Raw genomic sequence first — 14,045 nt, 5'->3', positions numbered from 1 at the left:
TACAATTGAGACGTATCGTGCGCAATTTTTTCAGAATCGAAAGGTTCAAAGTACAAATAAGCATATAAGGAAAAGAGAGAATGGCTAAGGGGCAATCTTTACAAGATCCGTTCCTGAACGCACTGCGTCGGGAACGTGTTCCAGTTTCTATTTATTTGGTGAATGGTATTAAGTTGCAAGGACAAATCGAGTCTTTTGATCAGTTCGTGATCCTGTTGAAAAACACGGTCAGCCAGATGGTTTATAAGCACGCGATTTCTACTGTTGTCCCGTCTCGCCCGGTTTCTCATCACAGTAACAACGCCGGTGGCGGTACCAGCAGTAACTACCATCATGGTAGCAGCGCGCAGAATACTTCCGCGCAACAGGACAGCGAAGAAACCGAATAAGGTTTCGGGCTGTTTTTTTTACACGGGGAGCCAGCGATCCTGCGTTCCCCGCTGATCTATTTAGAGGGTTATACGCTTGTTTGACCGTTATGATGCTGGTGAGCAGGCGGTACTGGTACACATCTATTTTACGCAAGACAAAGATATGGAAGACCTCCAGGAGTTTGAATCTCTGGTTTCTTCCGCCGGTGTCGAAGCATTGCAGGTGATTACCGGTAGCCGTAAAGCGCCGCACCCAAAGTATTTTGTAGGTGAAGGTAAAGCAGTTGAAATTGCGGAAGCCGTAAAAGCGACGGGAGCTTCGGTCGTTCTTTTTGACCATGCCCTGAGCCCGGCGCAGGAGCGTAACCTGGAGCGTTTGTGCGAGTGTCGTGTTATCGACCGCACCGGCCTTATTTTAGATATTTTCGCCCAACGTGCGCGTACCCATGAGGGTAAGTTGCAGGTTGAGCTGGCGCAGCTGCGCCATCTGGCTACGCGCCTGGTGCGTGGCTGGACCCACCTTGAAAGACAGAAAGGCGGGATCGGTTTGCGGGGGCCGGGTGAAACCCAGCTCGAAACCGACCGTCGTTTGTTGCGTAATCGCATCGTACAGATACAGTCGCGCCTGGAAAGAGTTGAAAAGCAGCGTGAGCAGGGGCGGCAATCACGTATCAAAGCCGACGTCCCTACTGTTTCGCTGGTGGGATATACCAACGCCGGTAAATCTACCCTTTTCAATCGCATCACCGAAGCGCGGGTCTACGCGGCAGACCAGTTGTTTGCCACCCTCGACCCGACGTTGCGGCGTATTGACGTCGCAGATGTCGGTGAAACCGTGCTGGCAGATACCGTAGGGTTTATTCGCCACCTGCCGCACGATCTGGTGGCGGCATTTAAAGCCACGTTACAAGAGACGCGGCAAGCCACATTGCTGCTGCACGTCATTGATGCGGCAGATGTGCGTGTACAAGAAAACATCGAAGCGGTGAATACGGTTCTTGAAGAGATCGATGCTCACGAGATCCCAACTCTGCTGGTGATGAACAAGATCGATATGCTGGAAGGTTTCGAACCGCGTATTGATCGGGACGAAGAGAACAAACCGATCCGTGTCTGGCTTTCCGCACAGACCGGAGCGGGGATACCACAGCTTTTTCAGGCTTTGACGGAGCGGCTTTCCGGCGAGGTGGCGCAGCATACATTGCGTCTGCCGCCGCAGGAAGGGCGTCTGAGAAGTCGTTTTTATCAGCTTCAGGCAATAGAAAAAGAGTGGATGGAGGAGGACGGCAGCGTAAGTCTGCAAGTTCGTATGCCGATCGTTGACTGGCGTCGCCTCTGTAAACAAGAACCGGCGTTGATCGATTACCTGATCTAACGGCGTAGCGTCTGAAGCGTGGAGTCATATCCTCTGGCGTCGAAAGACAACAGGGATCACCGCATAACAAATATGGAGCACAAACATGGCGTGGAATCAGCCCGGTAATAACGGACAAGACCGCGACCCGTGGGGAAGCAGCAAACCTGGCGGCAACTCTGAGGGAAATGGAAACAAAGGCGGTCGCGATCAAGGGCCACCTGATTTAGATGATATCTTCCGCAAACTGAGCAAAAAGCTCGGTGGTCTGGGCGGCGGTAAAGGCACTGGTTCTGGCGGTGGCAGTTCATCGCAAGGCCCGCGCCCGCAGCTTGGCGGTCGTGTCGTTACCATCGCAGCGGCAGCGATTGTCATTATCTGGGCGGCCAGTGGTTTCTACACCATTAAAGAAGCCGAACGCGGCGTGGTAACACGCTTTGGCAAATTCAGCCATCTGGTTGAGCCGGGTCTGAACTGGAAACCGACGTTTATCGACGAAGTCAAACCGGTGAACGTGGAAGCCGTGCGTGAACTGGCCGCTTCCGGTGTGATGCTGACGTCCGATGAAAACGTAGTGCGCGTTGAGATGAACGTGCAGTACCGCGTCACCAATCCGGAAAAATATCTGTATAGCGTGACCAGCCCGGATGACAGCCTGCGTCAGGCTACCGACAGCGCCCTGCGTGGGGTTATCGGTAAATACACCATGGACCGCATTCTGACGGAAGGTCGTACCGTGATTCGTAGCGATACTCAGCGCGAACTGGAAGAGACTATCCGCCCGTATGACATGGGTATCACGCTGCTGGACGTCAACTTCCAGGCTGCTCGTCCGCCGGAAGAAGTAAAAGCGGCGTTTGATGATGCGATTGCCGCGCGTGAAAACGAACAGCAATACATTCGTGAAGCAGAAGCGTATACCAACGAAGTTCAGCCGCGTGCGAACGGTCAGGCGCAACGTATCCTCGAAGAGGCGCGTGCGTACAAGGCCCAGACCATCCTGGAAGCTCAGGGTGAAGTGGCGCGCTTTGCTAAACTTCTGCCGGAATATAAAGCCGCGCCGGAAATTACTCGCGAGCGTCTGTATATCGAGACGATGGAAAAAGTGTTGGGCAACACCCGCAAAGTGCTGGTTAACGATAAAGGTGGCAACCTGATGGTTCTGCCGTTAGACCAGATGCTGAAAGGTGGTAACGCCCCTGCGGCGAAGAGCGATAACGGTGCCAGCAATCTGCTGCGTCTGCCGCCAGCCTCTTCCTCCACAACCAGTGGAGTAAGCAACACGTCGTCCACCAGTCAGGGCGATATTATGGACCAACGCCGCGCCAACGCGCAGCGTAACGACTACCAGCGTCAGGGGGAATAACGATGCGTAAGTCAGTTATCGCGATTATCATCATCGTGCTGGTAGTGCTTTACATGTCTGTCTTTGTCGTCAAAGAAGGTGAGCGCGGTATTACGCTGCGTTTTGGTAAGGTACTGCGTGACGATGACAACAAACCTCTAGTTTATGAGCCGGGTCTGCATTTCAAGATACCGTTCATTGAAACGGTGAAAATGCTCGACGCGCGTATTCAGACCATGGACAACCAGGCAGACCGCTTTGTGACCAAAGAGAAGAAAGACCTGATCGTCGACTCTTACATCAAATGGCGCATCAGCGATTTCAGCCGTTACTACCTGGCAACGGGCGGTGGCGACATTTCGCAAGCGGAAGTGCTGTTGAAACGTAAGTTCTCTGACCGTCTGCGTTCTGAAATTGGTCGCCTGGACGTGAAAGACATCGTCACCGATTCCCGTGGTCGTCTGACCCTGGAAGTGCGTGACGCGCTGAACTCTGGTTCTGCGGGTACAGAAGATGAAGTTACTACCCCGGCAGCAGATAACGCCATTGCCGAAGCGGCAGAGCGCGTAACGGCTGAGACGAAGGGCAAAGTTCCGGTCATCAACCCGAACAGTATGGCGGCGCTGGGTATTGAAGTTGTCGATGTGCGTATCAAGCAGATCAACCTGCCGACCGAAGTGTCTGAAGCGATCTACAACCGTATGCGCGCCGAGCGTGAAGCGGTAGCGCGTCGTCATCGTTCACAAGGTCAGGAAGAAGCAGAAAAACTGCGTGCGACTGCCGACTATGAAGTGACCAGAACGCTGGCAGAAGCTGAGCGTCAGGGCCGTATCATGCGCGGTGAAGGTGATGCCGAAGCTGCCAAGCTGTTTGCAGACGCATTCAGCAAGGATCCGGACTTCTACGCGTTCATTCGTAGCCTGCGTGCTTATGAGAACAGCTTCTCTGGCAATCAGGACGTGATGGTCATGAGCCCGGACAGCGATTTCTTCCGCTACATGAAGACGCCGAGTTCCGCGACGCGTTAAGATAACGACCGCGGTACAGGTCAATAAAGCCACCGCATCCTCAGGGATGTCGGTGGTTTTCTTTTTCTATAAGGATAATGAATGAATTCGACAATCTGGCTGGCGCTTGCCCTGGTTTTAGTCTTGGAAGGTATAGGGCCGATGCTTTACCCGAAGGCATGGAAGAAGATGATCTCCGCAATGACTAATTTACCCGATAATATTTTACGTCGTTTTGGCGGTGGACTTGTGGTTGCGGGCGTTGTGGTCTACTACATGTTGAGGAAAACGATTGGCTGAGCAAAAAATAGGCTGGCTAAGGTCATTTTTGGATGCAAAAAGTGCTGTAACTCTGAAAAAGCGATGGTAGAATCCATTTTTAAGCAAACGGTGATTTTGAAAAATGGGTAACAACGTCGTCGTACTGGGCACCCAATGGGGTGACGAAGGTAAAGGTAAGATCGTCGATCTTCTGACTGAACGGGCTAAATATGTTGTACGCTACCAGGGCGGTCACAACGCAGGCCATACTCTCGTAATCAACGGTGAAAAAACCGTTCTCCATCTTATTCCATCAGGTATTCTCCGCGAGAATGTAACCAGCATCATCGGTAACGGTGTTGTGCTGTCTCCGGCCGCGCTGATGAAAGAGATGAAAGAACTGGAAGACCGTGGCATCCCCGTTCGTGAGCGTCTACTGCTGTCTGAAGCATGTCCGCTGATCCTTGATTATCACGTTGCGCTGGATAACGCGCGTGAGAAAGCACGTGGCGCGAAAGCGATCGGCACCACCGGTCGTGGTATCGGGCCTGCTTATGAAGATAAAGTAGCACGTCGCGGTCTGCGTGTTGGCGACCTTTTCGACAAAGAAACCTTCGCTGAAAAACTGAAAGAAGTGATGGAATATCACAACTTCCAGTTGGTTAACTACTACAAAGCTGAAGCGGTTGATTACCAGAAGGTTCTGGATGATACGATGGCAGTTGCCGACATCCTGACTTCTATGGTGGTTGACGTTTCTGACCTGCTCGACCAGGCGCGTCAGCGTGGCGATTTCGTCATGTTCGAAGGTGCGCAGGGTACGCTGCTGGATATCGACCACGGTACTTATCCGTACGTAACTTCTTCCAACACCACTGCTGGTGGCGTGGCGACCGGTTCCGGCCTGGGCCCGCGTTATGTTGATTACGTTCTGGGTATCCTCAAAGCTTACTCCACTCGTGTAGGTGCAGGTCCGTTCCCGACCGAACTGTTTGATGAAACTGGCGAGTTCCTCTGCAAGCAGGGTAACGAATTCGGCGCAACTACGGGGCGTCGTCGTCGTACCGGCTGGCTGGACACCGTTGCCGTTCGCCGTGCGGTACAGCTGAACTCTCTGTCTGGCTTCTGCCTGACCAAACTGGACGTTCTGGATGGCCTGAAAGAGGTGAAACTCTGCGTGGCTTACCGTATGCCGGATGGTCGCGAAGTGACTACCACTCCGCTGGCAGCTGACGACTGGAAAGGTGTTGAGCCGATTTACGAAACCATGCCTGGCTGGTCTGAATCCACCTTCGGCGTGAAAGATCGTAGCGGCCTGCCGCAGGCGGCGCTGAACTACATCAAGCGCATTGAAGAGCTGACCGGTGTACCGATCGATATCATCTCTACCGGCCCGGATCGTACTGAAACCATGATTCTGCGCGACCCGTTCGACGCGTAATTCTGGGACGCCCGGCAGATATTTTGCCTGCTGGGCTAACAGTGTGATACATTACTGTGTCGGGTAAGCCATTACGCTATCCGACACAGTGTTAAATCCTCGCTTTTTTCCTTCCCCAAACTGAAATAAATTAGCGACACAGCTTGTGGCTGGTTTATCATCAATATAAATGTATTTTTTCCCGATTTCCCTTTTTTGAGGTTGATGTGCAGTTAACGAGTTTCACTGATTACGGATTACGTGCGCTGATCTACATGGCATCATTGCCAGAAGGGCGGATGACCAGTATTTCTGAAGTGACTGACGTCTACGGCGTCTCCCGTAATCATATGGTCAAAATAATCAATCAACTTAGTCGTGCCGGCTACGTGACTGCTGTTCGTGGAAAAAATGGCGGCATTCGCCTGGGTAAACCGGCGAGTGCGATACGTATTGGTGATGTGGTGCGCGAGCTGGAACCTTTATCGCTGGTGAATTGCAGTAGTGAGTTTTGCCACATTACACCTGCCTGTCGGTTGAAACAGGCACTTTCTAAGGCCGTGCAAAGTTTTCTTACGGAACTGGATAACTACACGCTTGCCGATTTGGTTGAAGAGAATCAACCGCTTTATAAATTATTGCTGGTGGAGTGACGAAAATCTTCATCAGAGATGACAACGGAGGAACCGAGATGTCACAAGATCCTTTCCAGGAACGCGAAGCTGAAAAATACGCGAATCCCATCCCTAGTCGGGAATTTATCCTCGAACATTTAACCAAACGTGAAAAACCGGCCAGCCGTGATGAGCTGGCGGTAGAACTGCACATTGAAGGCGAAGAGCAGCTTGAAGGCCTGCGTCGCCGCCTGCGCGCGATGGAGCGCGATGGTCAACTGGTCTTCACTCGCCGTCAGTGCTATGCGCTGCCGGAACGCCTCGACCTGGTGAAAGGTACCGTTATTGGCCACCGTGATGGCTACGGCTTTCTGCGGGTTGAAGGACGTAAAGATGATTTGTATCTCTCCAGCGAGCAGATGAAAACCTGCATTCATGGCGATCAGGTGCTGGCGCAGCCGCTGGGCGCTGACCGTAAAGGTCGTCGTGAAGCGCGTATTGTTCGCGTACTGGTGCCAAAAACCAGCCAGATTGTTGGTCGCTACTTTACCGAAGCGGGCGTCGGCTTTGTGGTTCCTGACGACAGCCGTCTGAGCTTCGATATTTTAATCCCGCCCGATCAGATCATGGGCGCGCGGATGGGCTTTGTGGTGGTTGTTGAACTGACCCAACGCCCGACTCGCCGTACCAAAGCGGTGGGTAAAATCGTCGAAGTGCTGGGCGACAATATGGGCACCGGCATGGCGGTTGATATCGCTCTGCGTACCCATGAAATTCCGTACATCTGGCCGCAGGCTGTTGAGCAACAGGTTGCCGGGCTGAAAGAAGAAGTGCCGGAAGAAGCAAAAGCGGGCCGTGTCGATCTGCGCGATTTACCGCTGGTCACCATTGATGGCGAAGATGCCCGTGACTTTGACGATGCAGTTTACTGCGAGAAAAAACGCGGCGGCGGTTGGCGTTTATGGGTCGCGATTGCCGACGTCAGCTACTATGTGCGTCCGCCAACACCGCTGGACAGCGAAGCGCGTAACCGTGGTACGTCGGTGTATTTCCCTTCGCAGGTTATCCCGATGCTGCCGGAAGTGCTCTCTAACGGCCTGTGCTCGCTCAACCCGCAGGTAGACCGCCTGTGTATGGTGTGCGAGATGACCATTTCGTCGAAAGGCCGCCTGACTGGCTACAAATTCTATGAAGCGGTGATGAGCTCTCACGCGCGTCTGACCTACACCAAAGTCTGGCATATTCTGCAGGGCGATCAGGATCTGCGCGAGCAGTACGCCCCGCTGGTTAAGCATCTCGAAGAGTTGCATAACCTCTATAAAGTGCTGGATAAAGCCCGTGAAGAACGCGGTGGGATCTCGTTTGAGAGCGAAGAAGCGAAGTTCATTTTCAACGCTGAACGCCGTATTGAGCGTATCGAACAGACCCAGCGTAACGACGCACACAAGTTAATTGAAGAGTGTATGATTCTGGCGAATATCTCGGCGGCGCGTTTCGTTGAGAAAGCCAAAGAACCGGCACTGTTCCGTATTCACGACAAGCCGAGCACCGAGGCTATTACCTCTTTCCGTTCAGTGCTGGCGGAGCTGGGGCTGGAACTGCCGGGCGGTAACAAGCCGGAACCGCGTGACTACGCGGAGCTGCTGGAGTCGGTTGCCGATCGTCCTGATGCAGAAATGCTGCAAACCATGCTGCTGCGCTCGATGAAACAGGCGATTTACGATCCAGAAAACCGTGGTCACTTTGGTCTGGCATTGCAGTCCTATGCGCACTTTACTTCGCCGATTCGTCGTTATCCTGACCTGACGCTGCACCGCGCCATTAAGTATCTGCTGGCGAAAGAGCAGGGGCATCAGGGCAACACCACTGAAACCGGCGGCTACCATTATTCGATGGAAGAGATGTTGCAACTGGGTCAGCACTGTTCGATGGCGGAACGTCGTGCCGACGAAGCAACGCGCGATGTGGCTGACTGGCTGAAGTGTGACTTCATGCTCGACCAGGTGGGCAACGTCTTTAAAGGCGTTATTGCCAGCGTCACTGGTTTTGGCTTCTTTGTTCGTCTCGACGACCTGTTCATTGATGGTCTGGTCCACGTCTCTTCGCTGGACAATGACTACTATCGCTTTGACCAGGTAGGGCAACGCCTGATGGGCGAATCCAGCGGCCAGACTTATCGCCTGGGCGATCGCGTGGAAGTTCGCGTCGAAGCGGTTAATATGGACGAGCGCAAAATCGACTTTAGCCTGATCTCCAGCGAACGCGCACCGCGCAACGTCGGTAAAACGGCGCGCGAGAAAGCGAAAAAAGGCGATGCAGGCAAAAAAGGCGGCAAGCGTCGTCAGGTCGGTAAAAAGGTAAACTTTGAGCCAGACAGTGCCTTCCGTGGCGAGAAAAAACCGAAGCCGAAAGCGGCGAAGAAAGATGCGAGAAAAGCGAAAAAGCCATCGGCTAAAACGCAGAAAATAGCCGCAGCGACCAAAGCGAAGCGTGCGGCGAAGAAAAAAGTGGCAGAGTGATCATTACCCTCTTCAAACAGAAGAGGGTTAGATTGCTGACAAAATGCGCTTTGTTCATGCCGGATGCGGTGTGAACGCCTTATCCGGCCTACATAATCACGCAAATTCAATATATTGCAGGGACCATGTAGGCCGGATAAACGTAGTGCATCAGGCAAAACGTAAACAACGAGTACATTAATGAGCGAAATGATTTACGGCATCCACGCAGTGCAGGCCCTGCTGGAGCGCGCCCCTGAACGTTTTCAGGAAGTCTTTATTTTAAAAGGCCGTGAAGATAAACGTCTGTTACCGCTGATTCACGCCCTTGAATCCCAGGGCGTGGTTATCCAGCTGGCAAACCGCCAATATCTCGATGAGAAAAGCGACGGTGCCGTGCATCAGGGCATTATCGCCCGTGTGAAACCAGGACGGCAGTATCAGGAAAACGATCTGCCGGATCTGATCGCTTCGCTCGAACAACCGTTCCTGCTGATCCTCGACGGTGTAACCGATCCGCACAACCTCGGTGCGTGCCTGCGTAGCGCGGACGCCGCTGGTGTTCATGCGGTGATTGTGCCGAAAGATCGCTCCGCACAGCTCAACGCCACGGCGAAAAAAGTAGCCTGCGGCGCGGCAGAAAGCGTTCCGCTGATTCGGGTGACTAACCTTGCGCGCACCATGCGTATGTTGCAGGAAGAGAACATCTGGATCGTCGGTACGGCAGGCGAGGCGGATCATACGCTCTATCAGAGCAAAATGACCGGACGACTGGCGCTGGTGATGGGCGCGGAAGGTGAAGGTATGCGTCGCCTGACTCGTGAACATTGCGATGAGTTGATCAGCATCCCAATGGCAGGAAGTGTTTCTTCGCTGAACGTTTCGGTTGCGACCGGAATTTGCTTATTTGAAGCGGTTCGCCAGCGCAGCTAATCCCTCTGATTTAAGAAAAACCATCCAGATTTGGATGGTTTTTTTTTATCTATAGCTGGTAAGATAATTACGCTCTATAAATATTCACCTTATTAATAATTAAATTTAATATATATGGAATAATATATGATATGGAATCCGTTGGCGCTGGCGACAGCGTTACAAGCTGTACCTAAACAAAATATTGATGTAACAAATAGTGAAAATGCATTAATTATTAAAATGAATGATTACGGCGATTTGCAAATCAATATTCTTTTTACTTCTCGCCAGATGATTATCGAAACATTTATTTGTCCGGTAAGTAGTATCAGCAATCCAGATGAATTTAATACCTTCTTATTAAGAAATCAGAAGATGATGCCGTTGTCATCGGTAGGGATCTCCAGCGTGCAACAGGAAGAGTATTACATTGTTTTCGGTGCGTTATCGCTTAAATCTTCTCTTGAAGATATCCTGCTTGAGATAACCTCGCTGGTAGATAACGCATTGGATCTGGCTGAAATTACAGAAGAATATTCACACTAATTACAAGGACGGGTATTTATGGGAATTTTAAAAAGTTTATTTACGCTGGGGAAATCGTTTATCTCCCAGGCGGAAGAATCCATTGAAGAAACCCAGGGCGTGCGCATGCTGGAACAACATATTCGGGACGCCAAAGCTGAACTGGATAAAGCCGGAAAATCTCGCGTCGATCTGCTGGCGCGGGTGAAATTAAGTAACGATAAACTGAAAGATTTACGCGAGCGTAAAACCAGTCTGGAAGCCCGTGCGCTGGAAGCATTAAGCAAGAACGTTAACCTATCGTTAATTAACGAAGTCGCCGAAGAAATTGCGCGCCTTGAGAATCTTATTACCGCTGAAGAACAGGTGTTGTCGAATCTGGAAGTCTCCCGCGATGGTGTGGAAAAAGCCGTTACGGCAACGGCACAGCGTATTTCCCAGTTTGAGCAACAAATGGAAGTCGTTAAAGCTACTGAAGCCATGCAGCGTGCGCAGCAGGCCGTAACGACCTCGACCGTTGGCGCCTCTTCCAGCGTTTCGACAGCTGCAGAGTCATTAAAACGCCTGCAAACGCGTCAGGCTGAGCGCCAGGCCCGGCTGGATGCCGCCGCGCAGCTGGAAAAAGTGGCAGACGGTCGCGATCTCGACGAAAAACTGGCGGAAGTGGGGATTGGTGGTGTTAATAAAAGCAATGCCCAGGATGTGCTGGCAAGGCTGCAACGCCAACAGGGCGAGTAATTTTTTGCCAGCCTCACTAAAAGGCTGGCTGCTAATTTAAGGATAAAATATGTCTGGTTTTTTCCAGCGCCTGTTTGGTCAGGATGATAAGCCTGTTATCGTTCGCGGTCCGCTGGGACTTCATCTCAATAGTGGCTTTACGCTCGACTCGTTAGCGTTTCGTTTGCTGGAAGATGAATTGCTGATTGCGCTGCCGGGTGAAGAATACACGGTAGCAGCTGTCAGCCACATCGATCTGGGCGGCGGTAGCCAGATTTTCCGCTACTACACTTCGGGCGATGAATTTCTGCAAATCAATACCACCGGCGGCGAAGATATTGATGACATTGATGATATCAAGCTCTTTGTCTATGAAGAGAGCTACGGTATCAGTAAAGAGAGTCACTGGCGCGAGGCGATCAACGCCAAAGCGATGGGGGCAATGACCTTAAACTGGCAGGAAAAACGCTGGCAGCGATTTTTTAACAGCGAAGAACCGGGAAATATCGAACCCGTCTACATGCTGGAAAAAGTAGAAAATCAAAACCATGCCAAATGGGAGGTCCATAATTTTACCATGGGCTACCAACGGCAAGTGACCGAAGATACTTACGAATATTTGCTGTTAAATGGTGAGGAATCTTTTAACGATCTCGGCGAGCCGGAGTGGTTATTTTCGCGCGCGCTGGGCGTCGATATCCCGCTGACATCACTTCATATTATTGGTTAATTACAGGGACGTTTACGATGCATATACTGGATTCACTTCTTGCTTTTAGCGCCTATTTTTTTATTGGCGTGGCGATGGTAATTATTTTTCTTTTTATCTATTCTAAAATTACACCACACAACGAATGGCAGTTAATCAAAAACAATAATACCGCGGCGTCACTGGCGTTTAGCGGTACATTGTTGGGCTACGTGATCCCGTTATCCAGTGCGGCAATCAATGCGGTGAGCATTCCAGATTATTTCGCCTGGGGCGGGATCGCACTGGTGATTCAGTTACTCATTTTTGCTGGCGTCAGGCTTTATATGCCGGCATTAAGCGAAAAAATTATTAATCACAATACCGCAGCAGGAATGTTTATGGGAACCGCCGCGCTGGCTGGCGGTATTTTTAACGCAGCTTGTATGACATGGTAATGGACGATCATGGCCAGAAAACGCAAATCAAGAAATAACTCTCAGTTAGGTCACGGAGCTATCAGCCGTATCGGTAGACCAAATAACCCTTTCGAGCCGCGTCGGAATCGCTATGCGCGAAAATATCTGACCCTGGCGATTATGGGGGGCGCTTTATTTTTAGTGCTGAAGGGATGGAGTGAAAGTAGCGACGAAGATAACGACGGCGACGGAACGTTTTATTCGACAGTGCAGGATTGTATTGATGACGGTAATAATGCAGACATTTGCGCACGTGGCTGGAACAACGCCAAAGCGGCATTTTATGCCGATGTTCCGAAGAATATGACTCAGCAAAATTGCCATTTTAAGTATGAAAATTGCTATTACGACAATGTTGAACAGAGTTGGATCCCGGTCATTTCTGGATTTTTGTTAAGCCGGGTTATTCGTAAAGATCGCGATGAGCCGTTCGTCTATAACAGCGGCGGATCCTCATTTGCTTCCCGTCCCGTCTGGCGCAACACTTCCGGTGATTACTCCTGGCGCTCCGGTTCTGGCAAAAAAGAGTCTTATTCCACGGGCGGCTTTACCACCAAAAAAGCGTCTACCGTTTCTCGCGGCGGCTATGGTCGTTCTTCCAGCGCCCGTGGGCATTGGGGAGGCTAATCATGCTGAGACACAATGTTCCTGTGCGGCGGGATCTGGACCGGATTGCCGCCGATAACGGATTTGACTTTCATATCATCGACAATGAAATCTATTGGGATGAGAGTCGGGCTTACCGCTTTACTCTGCGCCAGATTGAAGAGCAGATCGAAAAACCGACTGTGGAACTGCATCAGATGTGCCTGGAGGTGGTGGATCGTGCGGTTAAAGATGAAGAGATCCTGACGCAACTGGCGATCCCGCCGTTGTACTGGGATGTGATCGCCGAAAGCTGGCGCGCACGCGATCCTTCGCTGTATGGCCGTATGGATTTTGCCTGGTGTGGTAATGCGCCGGTTAAGTTGCTGGAGTACAACGCCGATACGCCAACTTCATTGTACGAGTCGGCTTATTTCCAGTGGTTGTGGCTGGAAGATGCTCGGCGCAGCGGCGTTATTCCGCGCGATGCCGATCAGTACAATGCCATTCAGGAGCGCCTGATTTCACGCTTTAGCGAGCTTTATAGCCGGGAGCCATTTTATTTTTGCTGCTGTCAGGACACCGACGAAGACAGGAGTACCGTGCTGTACTTGCAGGACTGCGCTCAGCAGGCAGGACAGGAGTCGCGGTTTATCTACATTGAAGATCTCGGTTTGGGCGTCGGCGGTGTACTGACCGATCTTGATGATAATGTCGTCCAGCGTGCATTTAAGCTGTATCCGCTGGAGTGGATGATGCGTGACGATAACGGTCCGCTGCTGCGCAAGCGTCGTGAGCAGTGGGTAGAGCCGTTATGGAAAAGTATCTTGAGTAACAAAGGGCTAATGCCGCTGCTTTGGCGCTTCTTTCCTGGTCATCCTAATCTTCTGGCGTCCTGGTTTGAGGGTGAAAAACCGCAGATCGCCGCTGGCGAAAGCTATGTGCGTAAACCGATCTACTCACGCGAGGGCGGTAACGTCACCATTTTCGACGGCCAGAATAACGTCGTTGACCACGCTGATGGTGATTACGCCGATGAACCGATGATCTATCAGGCGTTTCAACCGCTACCGCGATTTGGCGATAGTTACACGCTGATTGGTAGCTGGATTGTCGATGATGAAGCGTGCGGTATGGGTATCCGCGAAGATAACACGCTGATCACTAAAGACACTTCGCGTTTTGTTCCGCACTACATTGCGGGTTAAGAATGTTTTAGCAATCTCTTTCTGTCAGGAATCCGTGGCAGTGACCATACTAATGGTG

15 protein-coding genes are annotated in these 14,045 nt (G+C 51.5%); all 15 read left to right on the top strand.

Features of this window, described 5'->3' with window-relative positions; translation table 11 throughout:
* The first annotated feature begins 80 nt into the window (after window positions 1–80).
* The gene (gene hfq, locus FEK43_RS05965) at window positions 81–389 is read left to right on the top strand and encodes an RNA chaperone Hfq (protein WP_001051883.1); all 309 of its coding nucleotides are present in this window, start codon (window positions 81–83) and stop codon (window positions 387–389) included.
* Window positions 390–465: 76 nt separating this feature from the next.
* Window positions 466–1,746, top strand: a complete 1,281-nt coding sequence (gene hflX, locus FEK43_RS05960; RefSeq protein ID WP_135490672.1) for a ribosome rescue GTPase HflX — start codon at window positions 466–468, stop codon at window positions 1,744–1,746.
* Window positions 1,747–1,831: 85 nt separating this feature from the next.
* Window positions 1,832–3,091, top strand: coding sequence for an FtsH protease activity modulator HflK (hflK, locus tag FEK43_RS05955; protein ID WP_130205989.1), 1,260 nt, complete (start codon window positions 1,832–1,834; stop codon window positions 3,089–3,091).
* Between the two features lie 2 nt (window positions 3,092–3,093).
* Window positions 3,094–4,098 (top strand): protease modulator HflC, encoded by a 1,005-nt coding sequence (gene hflC, locus FEK43_RS05950; protein ID WP_001232411.1) that lies wholly within the window; start codon window positions 3,094–3,096, stop codon window positions 4,096–4,098.
* An 81-nt stretch (window positions 4,099–4,179) separates the two neighbouring features.
* Entirely contained in the window at window positions 4,180–4,377 is a 198-nt protein-coding gene (locus FEK43_RS05945; protein ID WP_135408723.1) for a DUF2065 domain-containing protein, read from the top strand.
* A 103-nt stretch (window positions 4,378–4,480) separates the two neighbouring features.
* The gene (purA, locus tag FEK43_RS05940) at window positions 4,481–5,779 is read left to right on the top strand and encodes an adenylosuccinate synthase (RefSeq protein ID WP_000527955.1); all 1,299 of its coding nucleotides are present in this window, start codon (window positions 4,481–4,483) and stop codon (window positions 5,777–5,779) included.
* Window positions 5,780–5,985: 206 nt separating this feature from the next.
* On the top strand, window positions 5,986–6,411 hold the full coding sequence (gene nsrR / locus FEK43_RS05935) for a nitric oxide-sensing transcriptional repressor NsrR (RefSeq protein WP_001177639.1): 426 nt from the start codon (window positions 5,986–5,988) through the stop codon (window positions 6,409–6,411).
* Window positions 6,412–6,449: 38 nt separating this feature from the next.
* A complete protein-coding gene (rnr, locus tag FEK43_RS05930) occupies window positions 6,450–8,891 on the top strand; it encodes a ribonuclease R (protein ID WP_130216725.1) in 2,442 nt (813 codons plus the stop codon).
* A gap of 180 nt (window positions 8,892–9,071) precedes the next feature.
* Window positions 9,072–9,803 carry a 23S rRNA (guanosine(2251)-2'-O)-methyltransferase RlmB gene (gene rlmB / locus FEK43_RS05925; protein ID WP_001293284.1) on the top strand — a complete coding sequence of 244 codons (732 nt, stop codon included), beginning with the start codon at window positions 9,072–9,074 and terminating at the stop codon, window positions 9,801–9,803.
* Window positions 9,804–9,929: 126 nt separating this feature from the next.
* Complete coding sequence (locus FEK43_RS05920) at window positions 9,930–10,331, top strand: DUF2170 family protein (protein WP_135408725.1); 402 nt, start codon at window positions 9,930–9,932, stop codon at window positions 10,329–10,331.
* 18 nt (window positions 10,332–10,349) lie between these two features.
* Window positions 10,350–11,048 carry a PspA/IM30 family protein gene (locus FEK43_RS05915; protein WP_135408728.1) on the top strand — a complete coding sequence of 233 codons (699 nt, stop codon included), beginning with the start codon at window positions 10,350–10,352 and terminating at the stop codon, window positions 11,046–11,048.
* Window positions 11,049–11,097: 49 nt separating this feature from the next.
* The gene (locus FEK43_RS05910; protein WP_135408730.1) at window positions 11,098–11,757 is read left to right on the top strand and encodes a YjfK family protein; all 660 of its coding nucleotides are present in this window, start codon (window positions 11,098–11,100) and stop codon (window positions 11,755–11,757) included.
* Window positions 11,758–11,774: 17 nt separating this feature from the next.
* Complete coding sequence (locus FEK43_RS05905) at window positions 11,775–12,173, top strand: DUF350 domain-containing protein (protein WP_131419496.1); 399 nt, start codon at window positions 11,775–11,777, stop codon at window positions 12,171–12,173.
* Between the two features lie 9 nt (window positions 12,174–12,182).
* Window positions 12,183–12,821, top strand: a complete 639-nt coding sequence (locus FEK43_RS05900) for a DUF1190 domain-containing protein (protein WP_135408732.1) — start codon at window positions 12,183–12,185, stop codon at window positions 12,819–12,821.
* A 2-nt stretch (window positions 12,822–12,823) separates the two neighbouring features.
* Window positions 12,824–13,987, top strand: coding sequence for a glutathionylspermidine synthase family protein (locus tag FEK43_RS05895; RefSeq protein ID WP_135408734.1), 1,164 nt, complete (start codon window positions 12,824–12,826; stop codon window positions 13,985–13,987).
* Window positions 13,988–14,045 lie beyond the last annotated feature (58 nt).

It is taken from the genome of Escherichia sp. E2562 (assembly GCF_005781075.1).
Classification (GTDB): domain Bacteria; phylum Pseudomonadota; class Gammaproteobacteria; order Enterobacterales; family Enterobacteriaceae; genus Escherichia.
The sequence above is the reverse complement of the archived record's forward strand: the minus strand, read 5'-3'. Positions and strand labels throughout refer to the sequence as shown.

Bases quoted from the DNA above. Each gene is read 5' to 3' on its own strand.
- hfq (WP_001051883.1), top strand. From the start codon at position 81: ATGGCTAAGGGGCAATCTTTACAAGATCCGTTCCTGAACGCACTGCGT.
- hflK (WP_130205989.1), top strand. From the start codon at position 1,832: ATGGCGTGGAATCAGCCCGGTAATAACGGACAAGACCGCGACCCGTGG.
- hflC (WP_001232411.1), top strand. From the start codon at position 3,094: ATGCGTAAGTCAGTTATCGCGATTATCATCATCGTGCTGGTAGTGCTT.
- FEK43_RS05945 (WP_135408723.1), top strand. From the start codon at position 4,180: ATGAATTCGACAATCTGGCTGGCGCTTGCCCTGGTTTTAGTCTTGGAA.
- purA (WP_000527955.1), top strand. From the start codon at position 4,481: ATGGGTAACAACGTCGTCGTACTGGGCACCCAATGGGGTGACGAAGGT.
- rnr (WP_130216725.1), top strand. From the start codon at position 6,450: ATGTCACAAGATCCTTTCCAGGAACGCGAAGCTGAAAAATACGCGAAT.
- rlmB (WP_001293284.1), top strand. From the start codon at position 9,072: ATGAGCGAAATGATTTACGGCATCCACGCAGTGCAGGCCCTGCTGGAG.
- FEK43_RS05920 (WP_135408725.1), top strand. From the start codon at position 9,930: ATGATATGGAATCCGTTGGCGCTGGCGACAGCGTTACAAGCTGTACCT.
- FEK43_RS05915 (WP_135408728.1), top strand. From the start codon at position 10,350: ATGGGAATTTTAAAAAGTTTATTTACGCTGGGGAAATCGTTTATCTCC.
- FEK43_RS05910 (WP_135408730.1), top strand. From the start codon at position 11,098: ATGTCTGGTTTTTTCCAGCGCCTGTTTGGTCAGGATGATAAGCCTGTT.
- FEK43_RS05905 (WP_131419496.1), top strand. From the start codon at position 11,775: ATGCATATACTGGATTCACTTCTTGCTTTTAGCGCCTATTTTTTTATT.
- FEK43_RS05900 (WP_135408732.1), top strand. From the start codon at position 12,183: ATGGCCAGAAAACGCAAATCAAGAAATAACTCTCAGTTAGGTCACGGA.
- FEK43_RS05895 (WP_135408734.1), top strand. From the start codon at position 12,824: ATGCTGAGACACAATGTTCCTGTGCGGCGGGATCTGGACCGGATTGCC.